The following is a 20154-nucleotide window of genomic DNA, read 5'->3' on the forward strand; positions in this document are numbered from 1 at the left end:
TGCGATTAGGCAATCGTCACTTTATTGTCCAGATAGACATCCTGAACCGCATTAATCAGCTTCACGCCGTCGGCCATGGATTTTTTAAACGCTTTGCGGCCCAGGATCAGCCCCATTCCGCCGGCGCGTTTGTTAATCACCGCCGTGCGCACCGCGTCGGTCAGATCGGTTTCACCGCCTGCTGCACCGCCGGAGTTAATCAGCCCGGCGCGGCCCATGTAGCAGTTAGCCAGCTGGTAGCGCACCAGATCGATAGGGTTGTCGCTGGTCAGCTTGCTGTAGACGCGGTCGTCGGTATAGCCAAAGTTCACCGCTTTATACCCGCCGTTATTCTCGGCCATTTTCTGTTTCACGATGTCCGCGCCGATGGTTGCCGCCAGGTGATTTGCCTGACCGGTCAGATCCGCTGATACGTGGTAATCCACGCCGTCTTTCTTAAACGCGTTGTTACGCAGATAGGCCCACAATACGGTCACCATCCCCAGCTCGTGCGCGCGCTCAAACGCGGCAGAGATCTCTTCTATCTGCCGACGCGACTGCTCAGAGCCAAAATAGATAGTCGCCCCGACCGCTACCGCACCCATGTTGAACGCCTGTTCGACGCTGGCGTACAGTGTCTGGTCGTATTCGGTTGGGTAGCTCAGGGTTTCGTTGTGATTCAGCTTGACGAGGAACGGAATGCGGTGAGCATAGCGGCGGGAAACGGAGGCCAGCACGCCATAGGTCGATGCCACACAGTTACAGCCCGCTTCAATCGCCAGCTCGACAATGTTTTTCGGGTCAAAGTAGAGCGGGTTAGCAGCAAACGACGCTCCCGCCGAGTGCTCTACGCCCTGGTCAACGGGCAGAATGGAGAGATACCCGGTCCCGCCCAGACGACCGGTATTGTAAAGCGTCTGCATGTTTCGCAGTACGGCAGGCGGACGGTTGTTGTCGACCATGACGCGGTCTACGTAATCATGGCCAGGCAGATAAAGCTGATCGGCTGGAATGGTCATACAACGATGCTGTAAAAGGCTGTCGGCGTCTTTGCCAAGCAGTTGCGCAATATCAGTCATAGTGATGCTCCCGTAAGTCCGACATGATGTCGGAGCGTGTGATCCAAGCCCACGTTTTTGCAGGCAGACTAAGCCTGGTACCGACTTAACCTATTTTCCACCATTTGCAACTTTTTTAAGCACAATCTGCTGGCTCGTTTCGTGTACAACATTTTTGTTACACTGATCAAACAATCGCCTTAAAGGTATTTAAAAGGTATTATCACATGGTATGTTACATGCGTACCTCTGACATGCAGGATTAAAAAATGAAAACGAAAGTCCAACTGTCATTCATGATGTTCGTTGAATGGTTTATCTGGGGCGCATGGTTTGTGCCGCTGTGGCTGTGGCTGAGTAAGAGCGGGTTTACCGCCGGGGAAATTGGCTGGTCGTACGCCTGTACCGCGATTGCCGCGATCCTCTCTCCCATCCTGGTCGGCTCGCTGACGGACCGTTTCTTCGCCGCCCAGAAAGTGCTGGCCGTGCTGATGTTCGCTGGCGCGATTCTGATGTATTTCGCAGCACAGCAAACCCAGTTCAGCACCTTCTTCCCGCTGCTGCTGGCCTACTCCCTGACCTATATGCCGACCATCGCGCTGACCAACAGCATCGCCTTCGCGAACGTCGATGACGTGGAGGCTGATTTCCCGCGCATCCGCGTGATGGGCACCATCGGCTGGATTGCCTCCGGCCTGGCGTGCGGCTTCCTGCCGCAGATGATGGGCTATAGCGACATCTCTGACACCAATATCCCGCTGCTGATGACCGCTGCCAGCTCCCTTCTGCTTGGCGTCTTCGCGCTGTTCCTGCCGAATACCCCGCCGAAGAGTACCGGCAAGCTGGATTTCAAAGTGATGCTGGGGCTGGATGCGCTGATCCTGCTGCGCGATAAAAACTTCCTGGTGTTCTTCTTCTGCTCGTTCCTGTTCGCCATGCCGCTGGCCTTCTACTATATCTTTGCCAACGGCTATCTCACCGAAGTGGGGATGAAAAACGCCACCGGCTGGATGACCCTCGGCCAGTTCTCTGAAATCTTCTTCATGCTCGCTCTGCCATTCTTTACCAAACGCTTTGGTATTAATAAGGTCTTGCTGCTGGGCCTGATCACCGCCGCCATTCGCTACGGTTTCTTTGTTTACGGCGGCGCCGAGCAATACTTCACCTACGCCCTGCTGTTCCTCGGCATTCTGCTGCACGGCGTAAGCTATGACTTCTATTACGTCACCGCGTACATCTACGTGGATAAAAAAGCGCCCGTGCACATGCGCAACGCGGCGCAGGGCTTGATCACGCTGTGCTGTCAGGGCTTTGGTAGCCTGCTGGGTTACCGTCTCGGCGGCGTGATGATGGAAAAAATGTTCGCATATAAAGAGCCGGTGAATGGGCTGACCTTCAACTGGGCCGGAATGTGGACGTTTGGTGCAATCATGATTGTGGTGATTGCCGTGCTGTTTATGCTGTTTTTCCGCGAATCGGATAAAGAGATCACCGCAATTGAGGTGGTTGATGGCGATACCGCGCTGACACGAGGGGAAGTTAAATGAAACAAGACCGTATTCTCGGTGCTCTTTACGGGCAGGCGTTAGGGGATGCGATGGGGATGCCGTCGGAGCTGTGGCCGCGCAAGCGGGTGAAAGCGCACTTCGGCTGGATCGACCGTTTCTTACCCGGCCCGGCTGAGAATAATGCCGCCTGTTACTTTAAGCAGGCCGAATTTACGGATGATACGTCGATGGCGCTGTGCCTGGCCGACGCGATTATCGAATGCGACGGGGAAATTAACCCTGACGTTATCGGTAAGCATATTCTGGACTGGGCGCTGGATTTTGACGCGTTCAATAAGAATGTGCTCGGCCCGACCTCCAAAATTGCCCTGAACGCCATCCGTGACGGCAAGCCGGTGAGCCAGCTGGAAAACAACGGCGTTACCAACGGGGCGGCGATGCGCGCCTCCCCGCTGGGATGCCTCCTGCCAGCCACGCGTCTGGCGCACTTTGTGGAACAGGTTGCGTTAGCCTCCAGCCCGACCCATAAATCGGATCTCGCCATCGCCGGTGCGGTGGTGATCGCCTTGGCGGTTTCACGCGCTATCGACGGCGAGCGCTGGCATCACATCGCCGATGCCCTGCCGGGTATTGCCCGTGCGGCGCAGGAGGCGAACACGACCACCTTCAGCGCATCGCTTTCCGCTCGTATTGAGCTGGCCCTGAAAACCGTGCGCGAAGCCAACGGTACCGAGTCCGCCAGCGAGCAGATCTATCAGCTTATTGGCGCGGGCACGAGCACCCTTGAGTCCGTTCCGGCGGCGATTGCGATGGTCGAACTCGCGGGTACCGATCCGAACCGCTGCGCGGTGTTATGCGCCAACCTGGGCGGTGATACTGACACTATCGGCGCGATGGCAACGGCCATCTGCGGCGCGCTGCACGGTGTACAGGCCATTGATCCGGCACTCAAAAACGAACTTGATGCCGTAAACCGGCTCGATTTCGGCCACTACTGCGAAAAACTGCTGCACTTCCGGGAGCAAAGGGAGGGCGTATGAGTGCTTTTGCCCGCCGTCTCGAAACCCTTCACGCCACGCGCCCCGTAACGGTACTCGGCGCGGCGGTCATCGACGTGATTGCCGACGCCTACGCCCTGCCCTGGCGCGGGTGTGATATCGAGCTGAAGCAACAGGGAGTGAATATTGGCGGCTGCGCGCTGAATATCGCCATCGCCCTGAAGCGGCTCGGCATTGCTGCGCAAAACGCCCTTCCCGTCGGCCACGGCGTGTGGGCCGATATTATCCGTAACGCCATGGCGAAGCAGGATCTGCACAGCGCCGTGGAAGCGGAAACGGGCGATAACGGCTGGTGCCTGGCGCTGGTGGAGCCTGACGGTGAACGGACCTTTATGTCGTTTAGCGGCGTGGAGAACCAGTGGCAGCAGCGCTGGCTGGACGGGTTAAGCGTGCCGGCAGGGAGCCTGATCTCTTTGTCCGGCTACCAGCTGGCGTCCCCCAGCGGTGAGCTGCTGACGGCCTGGCTGGAAAGTCTTCAGGATGCGACGCTCTTTATCGATTTCGGTCCGCGCATCGCGGATATTCCCGACCCGCTGATGGCGCGGATCATGGCCTGCAAACCAATCGTCTCGCTCAATCGTCAGGAGGCGGAACTTGCCGCCGAATGGCTTGGCGTAAACGTGGAAGAGCTCGGCACACGGTGGCAGCAGAGGTTTGGCGCTGCGCTGATCGTACGCCATGATAAAGACGGGGCGGTCTGGTACGACGGTGACGCTTCCGGACACGTTCCGGCGTTTCCTGCTACCGTGGTCGATACCATCGGCGCGGGTGACAGCCATGCGGGAGGTACCCTTGCCGGGCTGGCCGCGGGATGGTCACTGCCAGAGGCGGTGCAGCTTGGCAATGCCGTAGCCGCCTGGGTAGTCAGCCATCGCGGTGGCGACTGCGCCCCCACGCGCGAGGCCCTACTCCTCGCACACAAAGACGTATAGGTCGCTGCGGCAGTAGCTGATGCTGTACTCAATTGGCCGGTGCTGTTGATCGAGCGCGACTTGCTTGATCACCAGCACCGGTATCTTATCGTCCATCTTGATATGCGCCTGAAACTCGCTGTCCGGCATCCGGGCGCTGACGCGGGAACGGGTGCGCTGCGGAAAGATATTCTGGCTGCGGAAGTAATCGTAAAGCGAGACGCCGATGTCGTCCGGATTGGGGATTAATCCTACCGGTACCCAGGACTCCTCTATTGATACCGCATCGTCATCCACGTAGCGGATGCGCTTAAGCAGAAATACATCGCTGTCCGGCGCAAGGGAAAGGTGGCGGGCGATCTCCTCCGGACATTTCACGACGCGTTTATTAACCCACAGCGTGTTGGGCGTTTTGCCCCGCAGCACCACCTGCTGAGAAAACCCGCGCGCCTCTTTTAGCGAATATTCAAAGATATTGTTGATTTGCGTACCGTATCCACGCGCGCGGGTGACGACGCCGGCCTCTTCCAGCGCCTGCATCGCTTTACGCACCGTAATGCGCGACACACCGGCCAGCTGGCTCAGATCGCGCTCGCCCGGCAAAATATTACCGTGCGCGAGCACGCCGCTGCGTACCGCGTTTTTAACCGTTTCGGCAAATTTCAGGTACAACGGCGTGTTGTCCGGTGCGGCAATTCGTTCCTTGAGTTGAGCAATTAACCGGGTATGCGCTTGTTCCATCTCTGTTTTTCTCTGGCATAAGGTTTTATGCCAGTATACGGCTTACCACCATGCATGAAAATGGTGAACCGGCCCAATACCGTGACCCACTTCCAGAGAATCGGCTTTTGCCAGCGCGCACGAGAGCCAGATCTTCGCCTCCTGCACCGTATCCGCCCAGTTCGCGTTTCGGGGACGCAGCGCCGCCAGCGCCGCCGAGAGCGTACATCCCGTGCCGTGGGTGTTTTTGGTCTGTACCCGCGGGGCGGTGAAACGTTGAGCGCCATCGCGGGTGAAGAGCCAGTCCGGGCTTTCTGCATCATCAAGATGACCGCCTTTCATCAGCACCGCGCTGCATCCCATCGCCAGCAGCGCATTGCCCTGCTCTTTCATCTCACGTTCGTTTTGCGCGTGTGACGCATCCAGCAGCGCGGCGGCTTCAGGGAGGTTTGGCGTGATCAGCGCCACCTGCGGCAGCAGCTTTTTACGCAGGGTGTCGACGGCAGAGGCGGAGAGCAACGGATCGCCGCTTTTGGCCAGCATCACGGTATCGAGCACCACGTTTTTTATCTGATAACGTTTGAGACGTTCAGCGACCGCTTCAACAATGTCCGCCTCTGCAAGCATGCCGATTTTGGTGGTGTCGATGCGTACATCGCTGAATACCGAATCCAGCTGTGCGGCGACAAAATCCGGCTCAATACGATATACCGACTGTACACCGCGCGTGTTTTGCGCCACCAGCGCGGTGATAACCGAGCATCCGTAAGCGCCGAGCGCAGAGAAGGTTTTCAGGTCTGCCTGGATCCCCGCTCCGCCGCTGGGATCGGTTCCCGCAATAGTCAGGGCATTAATGCGTGTCATACCAGCTCCTCCAGCGCGTAAAGCGCATCCAGAAACGCCGGGGCAAAGCTGCCGGGGCCCCGGCTGTGAGTCAGTGCAGCTGCCCCTGCGCGCTTCATAAAGCCGCAGGCTGCCGTCGCATTATCAAGCCTGTCGCCAGGCAGCGAACAGCAGGCGGCGACGACCGCCGAGAGCGCACAGCCTGTTCCCACCACGCGGGTCATCAGCGGGTCGCCGCCCGCGACCGTACGGGTTCGCTGACCATCAGTGATGTGATCCACTTCTCCTGTGACGACCACAACGGCGTGGGTCTGGCGGGCGAGCGTCTGCGCAGCGGTCAACGCGCTCGCCGCCGTATCGGTGGAATCAACCCCGCGCCCGCCCGCACTCATTCCGGCAAGGGCGAGGATTTCGGAGGCGTTTCCACGAATGGCCGCAGGTTTGAGGGACAATATTTGCTGGCAAAATCGGGTGCGATACGCCAGCGCGCCAACCGCAACCGGATCCAGAACCCAGGGCGTACCCGCGGCTACCGCGCTCTCAATGGCCCGACGCATCGACTGGGCGCGCGGCGCGGTGAGTGTACCCACGTTGATGAGCAGGGCATCGGCAAGCGCGGCAAACTGTTCCGCTTCCTCGGCTTCGATCACCATTGCCGGGGAAGCACCCAGCGCGAGCAAAACGTTGGCGGTGAAGGTCTGCACGACATCGTTGGTCATACAGTGCGTGAGCGGGGAACGGGTTCGGAATTGATGTAAAACGTGTGAGTCTAGCAGGTCAGGCTGCATGATTTCGCTCCTGCCGTGCGTGAAGAAGCGATGACCGGGTAGGCATCTGACTTCCCTACGCTGGCATTATCCAGATCAGGTGGTACGGGTATTTCTCAGCCTTCACGTGGAAGGGCACCCCGAGTCATGTAGATTGAATCTCTATACTTTTTGCCAGCTTAGGGGAAGTGGCTTGCTGTTGCAAGCTCGCCCTTCCGGTTATCGCTTCTTCGCGCTGTACCCCACCTTGTACCTCAGTTTGTACCCCACTAAACTCACAACCATTGATCAAATACCGACCAACAAAACCAGTGTTATCACCTATGAGTCACGTAAAATAAGTCACTTGAGCAGCATAAAATACCGCACAATTTACCAACTGTGAATTTAACCAGTAAACTGCGTTTTCATTGTTGCAAAGCGAAGCGGTGAGAATTACCATTAACACTACATGTTGTGTTTATTCATAAATAAGATACAACATGTGCAAAAATTCACTTCCTGAATAGGTGTTGAGAATGGCTAATAATTCAAAGCAAACATCAAGCAAAGTCGCATCAGTAGCAGCACAAACCTTGAACAACCCTAACGCATCTGGAATCCAAAAGAGCCTTGCTGGTTCAGCACTGTCTCAAAAGGGTTCTTCGAACCAAACAAGCGGTGCAATGGAACACAAAGCATCTGCTGCCCTCAACAACCCTCGCTCAAGTGAATTGACCAAAGAACTTGCCGCCTCTGTTCTGGCTCAGTCCAACAAAGGGCGTAAATGATAAAAAGGGGCGCAAGCCCCTTTTTTAACCTTCTTGTTTGTCGAGGAGATGTATTGCTTTCCAACATAAAAACATTGTGGCAATACTTGCCCCCTCGCCAATACTTTTTCCACATGCCACAGCAAATGCTTTATTCTGGATTTCTTCCCAATCAAATTTGAAAGCATTCAATTCTTCAAGAGTAACCTTGTAATCATGCTTATGCGCATAGTTATTTCTAACTTTGTTAATCGCTTTGAATGCAGAATAGTATTTATTATTGAGCAAGCCCATAGCAAAGGCCAAATCTACTTTTAAATCATAAGAACGGGTAGACCTGAAAAATGCCTTAGGCTCAACAAGGTTTCTTGAAATTAATGTTTCAAGAACTTTCTCAATAAATAGATGCCCCTTTAAGATGGGAGATAATTCCTCTTCTTCAAATACGAGGCGATCCATAACATGCTGATCAAGTTCATCAGAGGATAAATCATCAAAGTTCAAGATCGATTCCTTTAATTGAAATTTGGCTTAAGTATTTTATCATAACCTTGATTCAGTATCATACTCATCCACCTGTAGAGGATTGACCGCTTAAAGCTGACAGCGTGAGCGATTGCATAAAGCTGGCTTGTGAAGCTCTCGCCTGGAAATCAATGTAATCGCTTAATCTTGAGCTATCGCTTGCAATGGTGAGCGGTACGGATGCCTCAAGATTTAGATTGAATGTAGGGTTCACCGTGTACACTGGCGCATTGCCGCTGCTAAGTGACATTGCAGAACCGCGAAGAGAATCACCATTTAGGCTGTATTGATTTGCCGCTGTTCCAGCATTACCACTACCAACGCCCAACCAATCCATGATAGCAGGCCCCACTGAGCGAGTATCAAAGCCTGTCTTTATAAAGACGTTGGCAAACAGTGTTACATTCGATTTGATGATGTGTGGCTTCGTTCAATAGGTATAGTTTGTTCATTATTCCCCTTGGTTAAAATGGTATCCCGAATCGTCCATAGAAGTGTGGATAACGATTTTCAAATCTCATCTCTAACTTATCTTCGAATCTGGAAGGTAGTTTCTTATGGTTACTTTGCATTACACGACGAGCATAATTTATAAATGTATCTCCCCTGTTTTGCTGTCGTAAACTGTCAGGCTTTGACAGCAGTTCGCACACTGAATCAATAATCACATCATCATCCGGCTTTTCCTCTGCGGTCTTCACTGGTTCAGAGGCTGGCGTAGGTGCTGGAGCACTTTCATGCACTTCAAGGGGAGTAGGCTGTAGTTCTGGAGATTCTTCTCGTGGAATCTCTAATACTTGATAAAGATTAGAAGTCCCAGGGCGCGGATCTTTAATAATCAATCCCATTTCAAGCAGTTTCTTAACTCGTTCCTCTGCGGCTCTTGGCGTTATTCCAAACACATCACCTATTTTTGCATAAGAAGGAAATGCGCGGTCAAATCCCCTTAGATAGCAATAGAGATTTTTAGAACCATCAGTAAATTTATGCCCGTTGACGTGGCTTATTTTCAGAATCCACATAGGAACCCTGACAAATTGATCATCATTTGTTGTCATTTGAAATTTTATCCTTAATTGTAATCGCGCTCACGGCGCTACTATGGTGATAATTGGATCACTTGCCCTTGTTAAGATTGGTTGCCTCTTTATTCAGAACATTGAGGATGTATTCTGTAACTGTCACTCTTTGATTTCTCGCCTCTTTAAATAAGGCCTGGAACGTTTCATCAGGAATGTGTAAGCAAGTGCGCGGTTGTTTCATCGCATTTATAATGTCGCTCATGTGGTTTTCTCCTTCTGGCTTATTTGTCAGTTTCTTTCTGTGCTGCTCTAATTAGATCGAAGCGTCGTAGCACTTCATTAAAGAACTCTTCACGCTCTTTATAGCCGTGCTTACGATTAGTGTTGCGTATAGCTTTAATTTGGAAGCGGGTGACTTCACCGTTAACAAGCTGTGACACCGTAGTGTCAATGTCGAAGTATTTAATAACGGTTCTCCTTAGTTGAGATAAAATAAAAACACCTTGCAGCCTGACGGCTCAAAGTGCATTGCGATTTGGAATTTTTGGGAGGCTGAACACCTCAGAGATAGATGGTAAGAATCTTTTTCTTAGCTCCTGATACTAATCTAACACGAAACAAGATAGAAGTCAATAATTATTTTTACCCATTTAAGATCATAGCATACTCACCAAAAGAGATCAAGTTCTACCAATTACCATAAAACGCGCTGTATCGAGCTATGCGAGGTTTGCATACACATGCGCTAAAAGGTATTCCCTGCCCTGCTTAAAACGCTCTATGAGGCTGCTGTGAAGCATAACGGCATACGGGCGCACCTCTGGCACTTACTCCCGAAACCAATAGCACAACTACAGAGGGATAACGGTAGTTATCAGGATTGTAGTTAGTTGGTATTGGATTGAGGCTTAGTGAACTTGCACGAGGTACGGGGGTAAGTGAACTTTAGCCACTGGCGAAGCACACGATTATTACGCGCACAGCGCAACGGTACTTTGCCTACGGCATAAAATCATTCGTGCCTGACGTTCGTCAGAAACGAAGTTTGCACGAGTCAAGAAGATACAGAGTTACGCTTGTGCTTGTTCCTGAGCGGTACGGGGTCGAACCGTCAGCCCGTCAAGGGTGGCGTAGGTGAGATTTCCCGTAGAGTACCGACCAGGAACAGCGTAAAAAGATCATAAGTTCTGATCTAATAAAATAATTTAATAAGTGATCTAATAGCTAACAGAATTCTGTTACCCCCTTCCTCAAAATTCTGTGGGGGGGTCTAACAGTTTTCTGTGGGGGTAGGGTCACAGTATTTTGTAGGTGTACTGGTGCATAGAAGTCCAAAGGGTAACAGAATTCTGTAGGGGTGCTTGTTTCTCACTTTACCCGACGGTAAATCGTCGCCCTGCTCACTCCGATTTATCCATGCAATAACCCTGGTGTAATTCCCATCAAACTGGCCCGTAATCCGCTGGTAATTGGCAGGTAAAGAAACGTCATTGACACAAGAAAAATTTAGCCTAAGTTAAATTTCAACTTTAATTTTAAAATCACTTAACCTTGTTAAAGCCTTACGCCGTGCGGCTCACAGCGATCATTGTCCACTATGAGCACTTTCATGATAGGTGCATTTGTCGAACGAGTTTTCACGAAATGAAACGCCGCTGATTTTTTCATGCCAAAATCCACCATTTCATTAGCATTCTAATCATTTCATTACACAATCAGTTTCAAGTGAATAAACTCTGCATACTCCGTGCATACTGGCAGGTTAGCGCCACCCTCGCCTAATACCCTCACATTTTCCAACATAAAATCAATGAAATAGACAACAACCACACACAACCATCTGTAGTGTGATGTTCCAGTGTTACCAACCTTTTTTGTGCCGATCTAATGGTTTTGCAACGTCTAAACACATGTTCATAAACGCCAACCAATTGATTTTGTTGATGATATTTGGGAGTTGTGCAATTTTCGATCTGGGTGTGCCTAATCTTTGCGTTAAACACTGGACATAATCGCGCCATCCACCACACATAACACAGATCAATTTTTGATCATTTATCTTGTAACTTACTGAAATTGATCATAATGTTTATTTCATCGGTTTAGATCTGTGACCTTGAAGGAGGGTAAATTGAACAGAGCAGTAGTGTTAGACGAACAGCAAGCTAAAGCGATCAGAGAGTGGCTAAACGCTCATAACAAGAGCCTGATAGCTGACGTTACATTAATGATGCAAGCCGCCGTACTGCGTGTGGGGGATGCCGTCGCGTTACGCTTCGACGAAGTGATCAACGGTGAGATAGACATAGAAGAACAGAAGACAGGTAAGCGTAAAGCCCTCACCCTTCCTGCTCCAGTGATGCAGATGATCGCACGTCGCCGTGCTGAGTATCCCCATGATGTGCATGTGTTCAGAAGCCAGCGTAACCGCTCGATGAACAAGCAAACGCCTGTACGACGCGAGGAAGTGAGCAAACAGATTGCAGAAGCCGCTAAAGCTATCGGGATTCATGGCACAGTATCGGCACACAGTTTTCGAAAGGCGGGAGGTAATGCAATTTACAAGCGCTCTGCAAACAACATCGCGTTAGCTATGACCGTGCTCAATCACAGCAACATCACCGACACCAGGCGCTATCTGGACTTAGACAAGCAAGCCGTTAGCCGTGTGATCAATGAGATGGACTTATAAGGGGTATAAATGAAACACCTTGTGCTAACGTTGACACTATTGCCAGCCCTGGCCCTCGCAGGGATCACATTAACTTTGACAGACGAACGGGAGACAGACAACGCGAAGTTTTGCGTTTACAGCAATGCCAATTATACAGAGACAGTGACGATCAGACCGTCCGAACACTGCAAACACACACGCACCTTTTGACAATGAAGACTAATTGCTCTTTAGTCGATTTCGCCATAGAAATTACTATTACTTAACAAACCAAATTACTATGACTTAACAAACCAAATTAATCTTTCAATGGAATTAGTTTTTTACCTGTATCTTCAAAAAAGTTGTATTCATCCCAATAAACTGTATACCAACGCATTATCCCATTTGGATTTCGGTCAAGAATGCTTTTTAAATAAGACTTTGTTTTTTTCTCTTGAGGATAATCAGAGGAATAAATTACGATGCAACGAGCATTTAATCCTCCACCGCCTCTCATAAAAAATGATAGATCTTTAAAAGTTAATGAATTGAAATGAGCACAATTCTCCACATCATTATCTAATTTCACCACCATTGACTTTATTTTATCGTATAAGGAAACCATTTCATTAAACAACTTATTATTTGCTAGGTTAGCATTTCTTTCATTAATCGTTTTTAAATAAAGCTCATCTTTTATAATTCCTATTGGATACCTAGCTTGCTGTACTATGTCTTGAGACAAAAGATCCAATAAATTTAAATCATAATCTGATAAAGATAGTTCTAAATCTTTAATCATAGATAGCAAATCATGGCTGTAAAACTTAAATTTTTGAGAGATTGTATTTTCAGTAGCGCCATAATTCATAAGTAGAACTGCTGATTTTAATAGCAATTCAAAAGCATAACCTAATAAAAGACGACTGCTTTTATCTGTTGCAGTCGCTATGTCTATCAATTCATAAATAGACTTATCATTTTTATTAGCATCAGAGAATTTCCTTTTACTCTCATCTCCTTGACTACGTAGTATCTTTGCAGACAGATAAAGACTTTTTGACTCTTTAATCCATTCATCTCGTTTAAAAATCCCTTTCCCATTTTTATTTGTTACAACTGAATTAGCCATTTATTACTATTCCTCAGAAGTAATGAATTCAATTTCATAATACATACTAATAATGCTTGTAATAACAAAAATTAACTTTACAACATCAACACGAGTTGCATAGTATTGTTGTCTTCCATGGGCAAATGCGTGCCTATTCAACGAATCAAAACTTTCAAAATCAATCTTGATAAAATACTTATCTAAGAATTGTTTAATTAAATAGATACTCTGCACAAACTGATAAGGAATTTCACTATCATTTTCAATGAATTGACCGTTCTCATCGTTTTCAATCCAAACTTTTCGTGCCAAACCCATACTATACTTCACATTACTTAAGTCACCATCATTTGAAAGATCAGCCAAATACCTTTCAAGTATTGCAAACAATGAAGGAATACAAATTTGATAAAATCCTTGCCTGTATGCTTGAATTACCTCTAATAACATCTTGTGGATAAAAGGATTTTGTTCCTCTTCAAGATTTATTATTTTGAAAAATACGCTTTCAAAATTAATTTCAAAAAAACTCATGAACCCTAATTCAATTTCTTTATCTGATAATTCTGATGACGGGCATTGAAAGTAATCATAACAATCAAAAGCTAATGGGGGAACCCATCCATTTTTAGATAACCGATTGATAAAATCCCATGAGAGATAGTCATCTTTCTCTAATCGCTCAAGAATACTTTCCATTATCGAATGGAATTTTTCAACAGTTAATTTATTTAGTAACACCTCAAACCTCATAAATTAGAAGTCTACAGATAAATCATCATCTATGAAAAAACTAACAAATACAAGAACATAACCAAAATTTATCATTCCCAGTTTAAACCATCGATCACATAGCAAATGCTTTGCAGTGGGAATGTATGTAAATAGCGTTTAGTAATCCCGCCACTTTTCTCGTGACCAACCGTTTGTTGTAGATGCAGAATGTTCTTTACCCATCCAGCCATCGCAGTAGAGCAAACAGAATGACGAATACTGTGCAAAAGTCGTCTTTGCCCGTAATCATCGAGATACGCAATACCAAGCTGATCACGGAGATCTGAAAACATTTTTCCTATCTTCGTCATGTTCGATCCTGCAACTTCTGAGAAAATCCGCTCCTTCCATTGGCGATCAACGTAGTCCATAAATCCCCATTCGATCAATTTCGAGTGGATCACTACTTGTCTGGTAGCATTTTCAGTTTTCCCCTGCCCTCCTTCTGCAATAAGGAAGTAATGCCGTTGGCTGTCTTCATCGAATTTTATCTGTGACTTCTCCAGTTTGGCAATCTCGCCTCTTCTGGCTCCGGTGTATGCCAGCAGCAATGTGATCCACTTTTGCCAGTTGTCAGGCTGTTTTAGCGCCCACCCCACAAACTTTTTCATCTCTGCTGTGCTGTAAGCACCGAACCTCGCTTTTGAAGGTGCTGCCACTACTCCATCAGTTGGGGACTTCTGCAAAACGTCTTTGCTTTCAGTGAGAAAAGTTTTAAACAAGGATTTGTAGATTTTGAGGTACTTATGAATAGCTTCAACACCCACGAGATCATCCGGTGGTACATCATCACATTCTATCAGTTGCTGGATGGTCATTGATCGATAAGGCTGTACAACGCGCTTAGGGAGGTTCTCAACAACTTCCATCACCTGCTTAATGTCCTGCTTTGTGATCATCGTTACATCAGTTTCGCCTCCCAAGACAGTTAGCAACACTTCCATGTAACGCTCATTTGCCATTGAGATCGATTTCGTCCAGTTGCGCCCTTTTTCATCTTTGTACATCGCCCATGTATCCGAAAGGGTTAGCATCCTTTCCGATACAACTTGTGCCACTGGCTCAACGATTTCAGTAGGTACAACAATCGGCTGACTGAGTAACTGCGGAACTTTCACTGTCTTACGTTCTGACACAATCAGGTTTGACACAAAAGCATCAAACATCGGGATCGGTGTAGCTAATGATTTAACAAAAGGAATGTGCGGAATAACACCAACCATCAAAGCAGATGCTTCACGATAACTATCAGTGAGAAGGGATTTTTTATACATCCTGCCATTTGAAAGCCGGATTTGCAGATAGTAATTGCCGTTTCGTTGAAACGTGTATGGAAGAGTTCTGTACCTCATGATTAAGCCCTTTTTGTACCTCAAGTGCATTCAGCACGGACAAAAAGAGATGCAATCTCATGATAAGTAGGCCAAATTTTGGCCCCCTACGCTGGCATTATCCAGATCAGGTAATACGGGTATTTCTCAGCCTTCACAAAGAAGGGCACCCCGAGTCAAATTACTTATAAAACAGTTACTTACGAAATGGCAATTCGTAGTCATGTAGTGTAACCGGGGGGTAACCCGGGTGCAAGGGGTTTTGGGCTGTCCGTTAACCCCCTGTAACGAACAATAAACGACAAGATATTAACTACCCTTGATATGTATACATTATTGTTCAGTTAATTATCCCGCCAGATTTGTTAAGAACTCATGAAAAATATTATTCACTCGCTATGCTGAGAAATTTTATTTTTATCCATAATGACGCACCGGGAGTACTTTTATAAGACAGCCCATCTTCTTTCGTATGAAATAAACCCGTATATTAATGTAAACATTTATCTTGCATAATTTCATTCCTGTCAAACACTTAATTTAACCATCTCATTCACTACGTTATTCTCACCTTAATGCTTACATTAATAACAACCGCAACATGATTTTACGTCGTCGGAACTATTCATAATATTTATGACTTAGATCAAAATCATTGGTTTGCGTTTAATTGATAGTTTACTCGCGTTACTAAATAATATTTAGACAACGTTCAACCGTTTTTGAATCCCGAAAATAAATCTGTTCAGCTTCAGTATTTTTTCAACAGTTTATGATGTGAGCTTTTCAAATGAAATCTATGAATAAAACCTTTATTGCTATTTTTGTAATGGGCGTTGTCTTAGCGGGTACAACGAGCCTGGCTGAAGCCGCGAATACGGTTTGGGACGATCAGCAAATCACTAATATTGTAAATGACCATCAGGATCAGATTGCACAAAACAAAGCTGATAGCATTAACCGTGATATCGCAACGGATAACCGCTTAACGCAGGTTAATGACGACCTTCAGTCCACAAAACCAGGTGTGTTAGTCGTGGATAAAATAGCTAACGACGCACATCAGAAAGCGTTGCTTGCCGGTGCGCTTGCTGATGTGAGACGGCCCTACAGGGTGTGGCGACTAACGGCACAGATGGAGAGAAAGGTGATAAAGGCGATGCCGGCGCGACTTACAACAGCGAGAGCGCGCTTGCTGTCGGTGCGTCCGTTAACTTTAATTCCCATGTCATCACGAAAGTGAGCTTCTCAGATGATACCGCGAATAATATGGGCGCTTCGGTTGGGATTGGAATGGGCTTTTAACGCGTAAAATAATCATCGGGAAAAATAGAATGCCTCATTTTAGCGGATGGGCATTTTGTTAATACAAAAAGATGTCTAAATATATTTTTATTTCGGTAGCCCTGTATCTGATGCTGATTTCGGTCGGGATCTGGATCGGCGTGATGTATGTCTCATGGTATTTGTGTCGTTTTTAAGGCGATAAAATGAAAAAAGTAATGATGTTCGTTATAAGTACCACCGTGCTTGCAGGTTGTGTCTCGCCGGCGCACGCCATAAACGCCCATTATCGCGCTCAATTAGAGCGTTCGGGATGCACGCAAATGAGCGCTGGCGATGGCTCTTGTGATATCAGCAAAACCAAAGCGGAAAACGCGGCACAACACGAACCAGCGACATCCGTTCACGATCCCCTGCGTGAAGCCTCGTTCTCGTCGGACACGGTTAACGCCACGCTTTCTAACGGCTTTTTTAGCGCCACCGTTAACGGCAAGAAAGCCAGCGTTAAACGCCTGAATGCGAATTTCTATGAGATCCGTGGTAATGGTTTTGTGATATCGCTAAGCCTGGATGAAAACGGTATTACGGACGCGTCGTGGAATAAAACGAAGGGACGCGAACACGGTATTTTACGCGTTAGCCAGAAATAAACAGCGTAAGGAGGCTCACTGCCTCCTTTTCACCTGACAATCGCACGATTTGTCACACTCTTTTGTCTGATTTTACAATGCGGATAAATCATACGTAAGCTACTGTTTTTATTTAGCATAAAGTGCAATCTCCCCCATACAAACGGCGTTCTTCCCTGCCCTGTGCCCTGTGTCACAAAACAGTAAGCAAATTAACCATTGAGCCCGGTGACAAAAGGCTCTATATTGGCGGCGTTTTTTTCAGGCCCCATCTGTTTTTTAACTTTTTATTCAATCGTTGCTCATAACGAAGCGGCGGTTGTAGGAGTGATATGATGACGGATAAAGTCCGTATTGACACCGTAGATGCCCACAAAAGCAACGAAACCTATCTGGCCCGTCAGGCCGAATTTGAATCTAACGTCAGGAGTTATCCGCGCAAATTGCCTTTAGCGATCACGAAAGCAGAAGGCGTGTGGATCACCGATGCAGATAATAAAGAATACCTTGACTGTTTAGCAGGCGCAGGCACCCTCGCGCTTGGACACAATCATCCTGATGTGCTGAAAAGCATCCAAAATGTCATTACCAGCGGCTTGCCGTTACATACCCTGGATCTGACCACGCCGTTGAAAGACGCGTTTTCAGAATACCTGCTCTCTCTGTTGCCTGGTCAGGGCAAAGAGTACTGCCTGCAATTCACTGGCCCGTCCGGGGCTGACGCCGTTGAAGCGGCGCTGAAGCTGGCAAAAAAAGTGACCGGTCGTAGCGGTATCATCAGTTTCTCTGGTGGTTACCACGGTATGACCCACGGCGCACTGTCCGTCACCGGCAACCTGTCTCCGAAAGAAGCGGTTGACGGTATGATGCCAGAAGTCCAGTTCATGCCTTACCCACACGAGTACCGTTGCCCACTGGGTATCGGTGGTGAAGCGGGCGTGAAGGCGCTGACCTACTACTTCGAAAATCTGATTAACGACGTCGAAAGCGGCGTGCGTAAACCTGCCGCGGTGATCCTCGAAGCCGTTCAGGGTGAAGGTGGAGTGAACCCGGCGCCTGTTGAGTGGTTGCAGCGCATCCGTAAAGTCACTCAGGAACACGGTATCCTGCTGATCCTCGACGAAGTCCAGGCTGGCTTTGCCCGTACCGGTAAATTCTTTGCCTTCGAACACGCTGGCATTGAGCCAGACATCATCGTGATGTCTAAAGCAGTCGGTGGCGGTCTGCCGCTGGCCGTGCTCGGTATCAAAAAGCAGTTCGATGCATGGGCGCCAGGTCACCATACCGGTACTTTCCGCGGCAACCAGCTGGCGATGGCAACCGGTCTGACCACGCTGAAGATCCTGAAAGACCAGAACATCGCGGGCAAAGTAGCTGCACAGGGCGAATGGCTGAAAGGCCAGCTGAAAGAGATGGCGAAACGCTATCCGGTGATCGGCCACGTTCGCGGTCTGGGCATGATGATCGGTATTGAAATCGTTAAGCCACATGAAGCCGCCGATCACATGGGTTGCTTCCCGGGCGATGGCGAGCTGTCTGCCCTGATCCAGAAGAAATGCTTCGAAGCCGGCCTGATTCTGGAGCGTGGCGGCCGTAACGGTATCGTTCTGCGTCTGCTGCCTTCTCTGCTGATCAGCGATGACGAGCTGAAAGTCTTCCTGGATAAATTCGAGCAGGCACTGCTTGCTGCGGGCGTTAGCCCGGCGTAACCGGAGTTGTTGAATACGATGTCTGATTCAAACCCAATTTTGTTCTCCTCTGCGCAGAGCATTGAAGCTTACCAGCAGGCGATTGAACAAAGCACTCAGGCTGTGATGCAGTGGCTGAAACAGCCTGAGATGTACCAGGGCAAAACGGTCGCGGAGCTGCGCGACCGTATTAAGCTGGATTTCAACCCGAAAGGGCTGGGCAACGAAGCGGCGATCGAACGCGCCGTGGAGTTCTTCCTGAAAGATAGTTTGTCCGTTCATCACCCGCAGTGTGTGGCGCACCTGCACTGCCCAAGCCTGGTGGTTAGCCAGGCGGCGGAAGTGCTGATCAACGCCACTAACCAGAGTATGGACTCCTGGGATCAAAGCCCGTCCGCAACCATCATTGAGATCAAACTGATCGAATGGCTGCGTACCCGCGTGGGTTATCAGGCTGGCGACGCAGGCGTCTTCACCAGCGGCGGCACCCAGAGTAACCTGATGGGGCTGATGCTGGCGCGTGACGCGTTCTTTGCGCGTCAGGGCCACTCGGTTCAGCAGGACGGTCTGACAGGCGATCTGCGTAAGATCCGCGTGCTGTGTTCGGAAAATGCCCACTTCTCCGTGCAGAAAAACATGGCGCTGATGGGTCTGGGCTACCAGTCCGTGGTGCAGGTGAAAACTGACGAATTCTCCCGCATGGATCTCACCGATCTGGCGGCGAAAATCGAACAGTGCAACGCGAACGGCGAGCAGATCCTGGCGATTGTGGCCACGGCCGGTACGACCGATGCGGGTGCTATCGATCCGCTGCGTGCTATTGCTGAGCTGGCTGCGAAACAGAATATCTGGGTGCACGTTGATGCGGCCTGGGGCGGCGCGCTGCTGATGTCTGAGCAGTATCGTCACTACCTGGACGGTATCGAGCTCGTGGATTCCGTCACCCTGGACTTCCACAAGCAGTTCTTCCAGACCATCAGCTGCGGTGCGTTCCTGCTGAAAGAAGCGCGTCACTATGAACTGATGCGCTATCAGGCGGCCTATCTGAACTCTGAGTTCGATGAAGAAGCGGGTGTACCTAACCTGGTCTCCAAATCTCTGCAAACCACGCGCCGTTTCGACGCGCTGAAACTGTGGATGAGCCTGGAAGCGCTGGGTCAGGAGCAATACGCGGCAATCATCGATCACGGCGTGACGCTGGCACAGCAGGTTGCGGCTTACGTGAAAGAGCAGTCTGCTCTGGAACTGGTGATGCAACCCCAGCTGGCAAGCGTGCTGTTCCGATTCCGTCCACAGGCGCAGATGGATGACGCCGGTATTGCCCTGCTGAACCAGAAAATTGGCGATGCGCTGCTGGAGTCTGGCCGTGCAAACGTCGGTGTGACCGAGCATAACGGTATCACCTGCCTGAAGCTGACCCTGCTGAACCCAACCGTGACGCTGGAGGACGTAAAAATCCTGCTGTCCCTGGTTGAGCGTACCGCGCAGGAAGTGATGGCGAAGTAATACTTATCCCTCTCCCACCCGGGAGAGGGATT

20 protein-coding genes and 2 riboswitches are annotated in these 20154 nt (G+C 49.2%); of the genes, 9 read left to right on the plus strand and 11 right to left on the minus strand.

Features of this window, described 5'->3' with window-relative positions; genetic code table 11:
- Positions 1–5: 5 nt before the first annotated feature.
- Positions 6–1058 (minus strand): class I fructose-bisphosphate aldolase, encoded by a 1053-nt coding sequence (gene fbaB / locus KTH07_RS12480; RefSeq protein WP_015572352.1) that lies wholly within the window; start codon positions 1056–1058, stop codon positions 6–8.
- A gap of 248 nt (positions 1059–1306) precedes the next feature.
- On the opposite strand from fbaB, the gene KTH07_RS12485 reads away from it, so the two are divergent.
- The 3 genes from KTH07_RS12485 to KTH07_RS12495 are packed head-to-tail and all read left to right on the plus strand — an operon-like array spanning position 1307 to position 4535.
- On the plus strand, positions 1307–2584 hold the full coding sequence (locus KTH07_RS12485; RefSeq protein WP_032619330.1) for a nucleoside permease: 1278 nt from the start codon (positions 1307–1309) through the stop codon (positions 2582–2584).
- The gene (locus KTH07_RS12490; RefSeq protein ID WP_217310761.1) at positions 2581–3585 is read left to right on the plus strand and encodes an ADP-ribosylglycohydrolase family protein; all 1005 of its coding nucleotides are present in this window, start codon (positions 2581–2583) and stop codon (positions 3583–3585) included. Before KTH07_RS12485 ends, KTH07_RS12490 begins: the two co-directional genes overlap by 4 nt.
- On the plus strand, positions 3582–4535 hold the full coding sequence (locus tag KTH07_RS12495) for a PfkB family carbohydrate kinase (protein WP_023295037.1): 954 nt from the start codon (positions 3582–3584) through the stop codon (positions 4533–4535). Before KTH07_RS12490 ends, KTH07_RS12495 begins: the two co-directional genes overlap by 4 nt.
- Here KTH07_RS12495 and KTH07_RS12500 read toward each other — a convergent pair.
- The 3 genes from KTH07_RS12500 to thiM are packed head-to-tail and all read right to left on the minus strand — an operon-like array spanning position 4509 to position 6865.
- Positions 4509–5255 (minus strand): GntR family transcriptional regulator, encoded by a 747-nt coding sequence (locus KTH07_RS12500; protein ID WP_003859242.1) that lies wholly within the window; start codon positions 5253–5255, stop codon positions 4509–4511. The genes KTH07_RS12495 and KTH07_RS12500 overlap by 27 nt on opposite strands.
- Before the next feature lie 42 nt (positions 5256–5297).
- The gene (gene thiD / locus KTH07_RS12505) at positions 5298–6098 is read right to left on the minus strand and encodes a bifunctional hydroxymethylpyrimidine kinase/phosphomethylpyrimidine kinase (protein ID WP_017383356.1); all 801 of its coding nucleotides are present in this window, start codon (positions 6096–6098) and stop codon (positions 5298–5300) included.
- Positions 6095–6865 carry a hydroxyethylthiazole kinase gene (thiM, locus tag KTH07_RS12510; protein ID WP_023295038.1) on the minus strand — a complete coding sequence of 257 codons (771 nt, stop codon included), beginning with the start codon at positions 6863–6865 and terminating at the stop codon, positions 6095–6097. The genes thiD and thiM overlap by 4 nt, the downstream gene beginning before the upstream one ends.
- A gap of 35 nt (positions 6866–6900) precedes the next feature.
- Positions 6901–6997: riboswitch (TPP riboswitch) on the minus strand.
- A gap of 365 nt (positions 6998–7362) precedes the next feature.
- Between thiM and KTH07_RS12515 the strand changes: the two genes are divergently transcribed.
- Positions 7363–7614, plus strand: coding sequence for a hypothetical protein (locus KTH07_RS12515; RefSeq protein ID WP_071603011.1), 252 nt, complete (start codon positions 7363–7365; stop codon positions 7612–7614).
- A 24-nt stretch (positions 7615–7638) separates the two neighbouring features.
- Here the strand turns inward: KTH07_RS12515 and KTH07_RS12520 are convergent, their stop codons facing one another.
- From KTH07_RS12520 to KTH07_RS12535, 4 genes are all read right to left on the minus strand, one after another.
- Positions 7639–8097 carry a hypothetical protein gene (locus KTH07_RS12520; protein WP_063162046.1) on the minus strand — a complete coding sequence of 153 codons (459 nt, stop codon included), beginning with the start codon at positions 8095–8097 and terminating at the stop codon, positions 7639–7641.
- 64 nt (positions 8098–8161) lie between these two features.
- Complete coding sequence (locus KTH07_RS12525) at positions 8162–8455, minus strand: hypothetical protein (protein ID WP_234834304.1); 294 nt, start codon at positions 8453–8455, stop codon at positions 8162–8164.
- Positions 8456–8582: 127 nt separating this feature from the next.
- A complete protein-coding gene (locus KTH07_RS23495) occupies positions 8583–9176 on the minus strand; it encodes a transcriptional regulator (protein ID WP_233465200.1) in 594 nt (197 codons plus the stop codon).
- A gap of 58 nt (positions 9177–9234) precedes the next feature.
- Entirely contained in the window at positions 9235–9402 is a 168-nt protein-coding gene (locus KTH07_RS12535) for a hypothetical protein (protein WP_164712049.1), read from the minus strand.
- Between the two features lie 1869 nt (positions 9403–11271).
- Between KTH07_RS12535 and KTH07_RS12540 the strand changes: the two genes are divergently transcribed.
- On the plus strand, positions 11272–11832 hold the full coding sequence (locus KTH07_RS12540; RefSeq protein WP_063162045.1) for a tyrosine-type recombinase/integrase: 561 nt from the start codon (positions 11272–11274) through the stop codon (positions 11830–11832).
- Positions 11833–12112: 280 nt separating this feature from the next.
- Here KTH07_RS12540 and KTH07_RS12545 read toward each other — a convergent pair whose 3' ends face one another.
- The 3 genes from KTH07_RS12545 to KTH07_RS12555 all read right to left on the minus strand — a co-directional run bounded on the left by KTH07_RS12545 (position 12113) and on the right by KTH07_RS12555 (position 15036).
- Complete coding sequence (locus KTH07_RS12545) at positions 12113–12928, minus strand: hypothetical protein (protein WP_063162044.1); 816 nt, start codon at positions 12926–12928, stop codon at positions 12113–12115.
- Between the two features lie 6 nt (positions 12929–12934).
- Complete coding sequence (locus KTH07_RS12550; RefSeq protein WP_126514337.1) at positions 12935–13609, minus strand: hypothetical protein; 675 nt, start codon at positions 13607–13609, stop codon at positions 12935–12937.
- 125 nt (positions 13610–13734) lie between these two features.
- Positions 13735–15036 carry a tyrosine-type recombinase/integrase gene (locus KTH07_RS12555; protein ID WP_063162049.1) on the minus strand — a complete coding sequence of 434 codons (1302 nt, stop codon included), beginning with the start codon at positions 15034–15036 and terminating at the stop codon, positions 13735–13737.
- Between the two features lie 67 nt (positions 15037–15103).
- A riboswitch (TPP riboswitch) is annotated at positions 15104–15199 on the minus strand.
- A 932-nt stretch (positions 15200–16131) separates the two neighbouring features.
- Between KTH07_RS12555 and KTH07_RS12565 the strand changes: the two genes are divergently transcribed.
- The 4 genes from KTH07_RS12565 to KTH07_RS12580 all read left to right on the plus strand — a co-directional run bounded on the left by KTH07_RS12565 (position 16132) and on the right by KTH07_RS12580 (position 20122).
- On the plus strand, positions 16132–16320 hold the full coding sequence (locus KTH07_RS12565; RefSeq protein ID WP_071842891.1) for a YadA-like family protein: 189 nt from the start codon (positions 16132–16134) through the stop codon (positions 16318–16320).
- Positions 16321–16505: 185 nt separating this feature from the next.
- Positions 16506–16949 (plus strand): hypothetical protein, encoded by a 444-nt coding sequence (locus tag KTH07_RS12570; RefSeq protein WP_023304098.1) that lies wholly within the window; start codon positions 16506–16508, stop codon positions 16947–16949.
- 311 nt (positions 16950–17260) lie between these two features.
- Positions 17261–18637 (plus strand): diaminobutyrate--2-oxoglutarate transaminase, encoded by a 1377-nt coding sequence (locus KTH07_RS12575; RefSeq protein ID WP_015572345.1) that lies wholly within the window; start codon positions 17261–17263, stop codon positions 18635–18637.
- Positions 18638–18655: 18 nt separating this feature from the next.
- On the plus strand, positions 18656–20122 hold the full coding sequence (locus tag KTH07_RS12580) for an aspartate aminotransferase family protein (RefSeq protein WP_023304100.1): 1467 nt from the start codon (positions 18656–18658) through the stop codon (positions 20120–20122).
- Positions 20123–20154 lie beyond the last annotated feature (32 nt).

It is taken from the genome of Enterobacter cloacae complex sp. ECL72 (assembly GCF_019056635.1).
Lineage (GTDB): Bacteria > Pseudomonadota > Gammaproteobacteria > Enterobacterales > Enterobacteriaceae > Enterobacter > Enterobacter hormaechei_C.

Bases quoted from the DNA above. Each gene is read 5' to 3' on its own strand.
- KTH07_RS12575 (WP_015572345.1), top strand. From the start codon at position 17,261: ATGATGACGGATAAAGTCCGTATTGACACCGTAGATGCCCACAAAAGC.
- KTH07_RS12580 (WP_023304100.1), top strand. From the start codon at position 18,656: ATGTCTGATTCAAACCCAATTTTGTTCTCCTCTGCGCAGAGCATTGAA.
- KTH07_RS12555 (WP_063162049.1), bottom strand. From the start codon at position 15,036: ATGAGGTACAGAACTCTTCCATACACGTTTCAACGAAACGGCAATTAC.
- KTH07_RS12495 (WP_023295037.1), top strand. From the start codon at position 3,582: ATGAGTGCTTTTGCCCGCCGTCTCGAAACCCTTCACGCCACGCGCCCC.
- KTH07_RS12490 (WP_217310761.1), top strand. From the start codon at position 2,581: ATGAAACAAGACCGTATTCTCGGTGCTCTTTACGGGCAGGCGTTAGGG.
- KTH07_RS12525 (WP_234834304.1), bottom strand. From the start codon at position 8,455: ATGGATTGGTTGGGCGTTGGTAGTGGTAATGCTGGAACAGCGGCAAAT.
- KTH07_RS12500 (WP_003859242.1), bottom strand. From the start codon at position 5,255: ATGGAACAAGCGCATACCCGGTTAATTGCTCAACTCAAGGAACGAATT.
- thiD (WP_017383356.1), bottom strand. From the start codon at position 6,098: ATGACACGCATTAATGCCCTGACTATTGCGGGAACCGATCCCAGCGGC.
- KTH07_RS12535 (WP_164712049.1), bottom strand. From the start codon at position 9,402: ATGAGCGACATTATAAATGCGATGAAACAACCGCGCACTTGCTTACAC.
- KTH07_RS23495 (WP_233465200.1), bottom strand. From the start codon at position 9,176: ATGACAACAAATGATGATCAATTTGTCAGGGTTCCTATGTGGATTCTG.
- KTH07_RS12570 (WP_023304098.1), top strand. From the start codon at position 16,506: ATGAAAAAAGTAATGATGTTCGTTATAAGTACCACCGTGCTTGCAGGT.
- fbaB (WP_015572352.1), bottom strand. From the start codon at position 1,058: ATGACTGATATTGCGCAACTGCTTGGCAAAGACGCCGACAGCCTTTTA.
- thiM (WP_023295038.1), bottom strand. From the start codon at position 6,865: ATGCAGCCTGACCTGCTAGACTCACACGTTTTACATCAATTCCGAACC.
- KTH07_RS12515 (WP_071603011.1), top strand. From the start codon at position 7,363: ATGGCTAATAATTCAAAGCAAACATCAAGCAAAGTCGCATCAGTAGCA.
- KTH07_RS12545 (WP_063162044.1), bottom strand. From the start codon at position 12,928: ATGGCTAATTCAGTTGTAACAAATAAAAATGGGAAAGGGATTTTTAAA.
- KTH07_RS12485 (WP_032619330.1), top strand. From the start codon at position 1,307: ATGAAAACGAAAGTCCAACTGTCATTCATGATGTTCGTTGAATGGTTT.
- KTH07_RS12550 (WP_126514337.1), bottom strand. From the start codon at position 13,609: ATGGAAAGTATTCTTGAGCGATTAGAGAAAGATGACTATCTCTCATGG.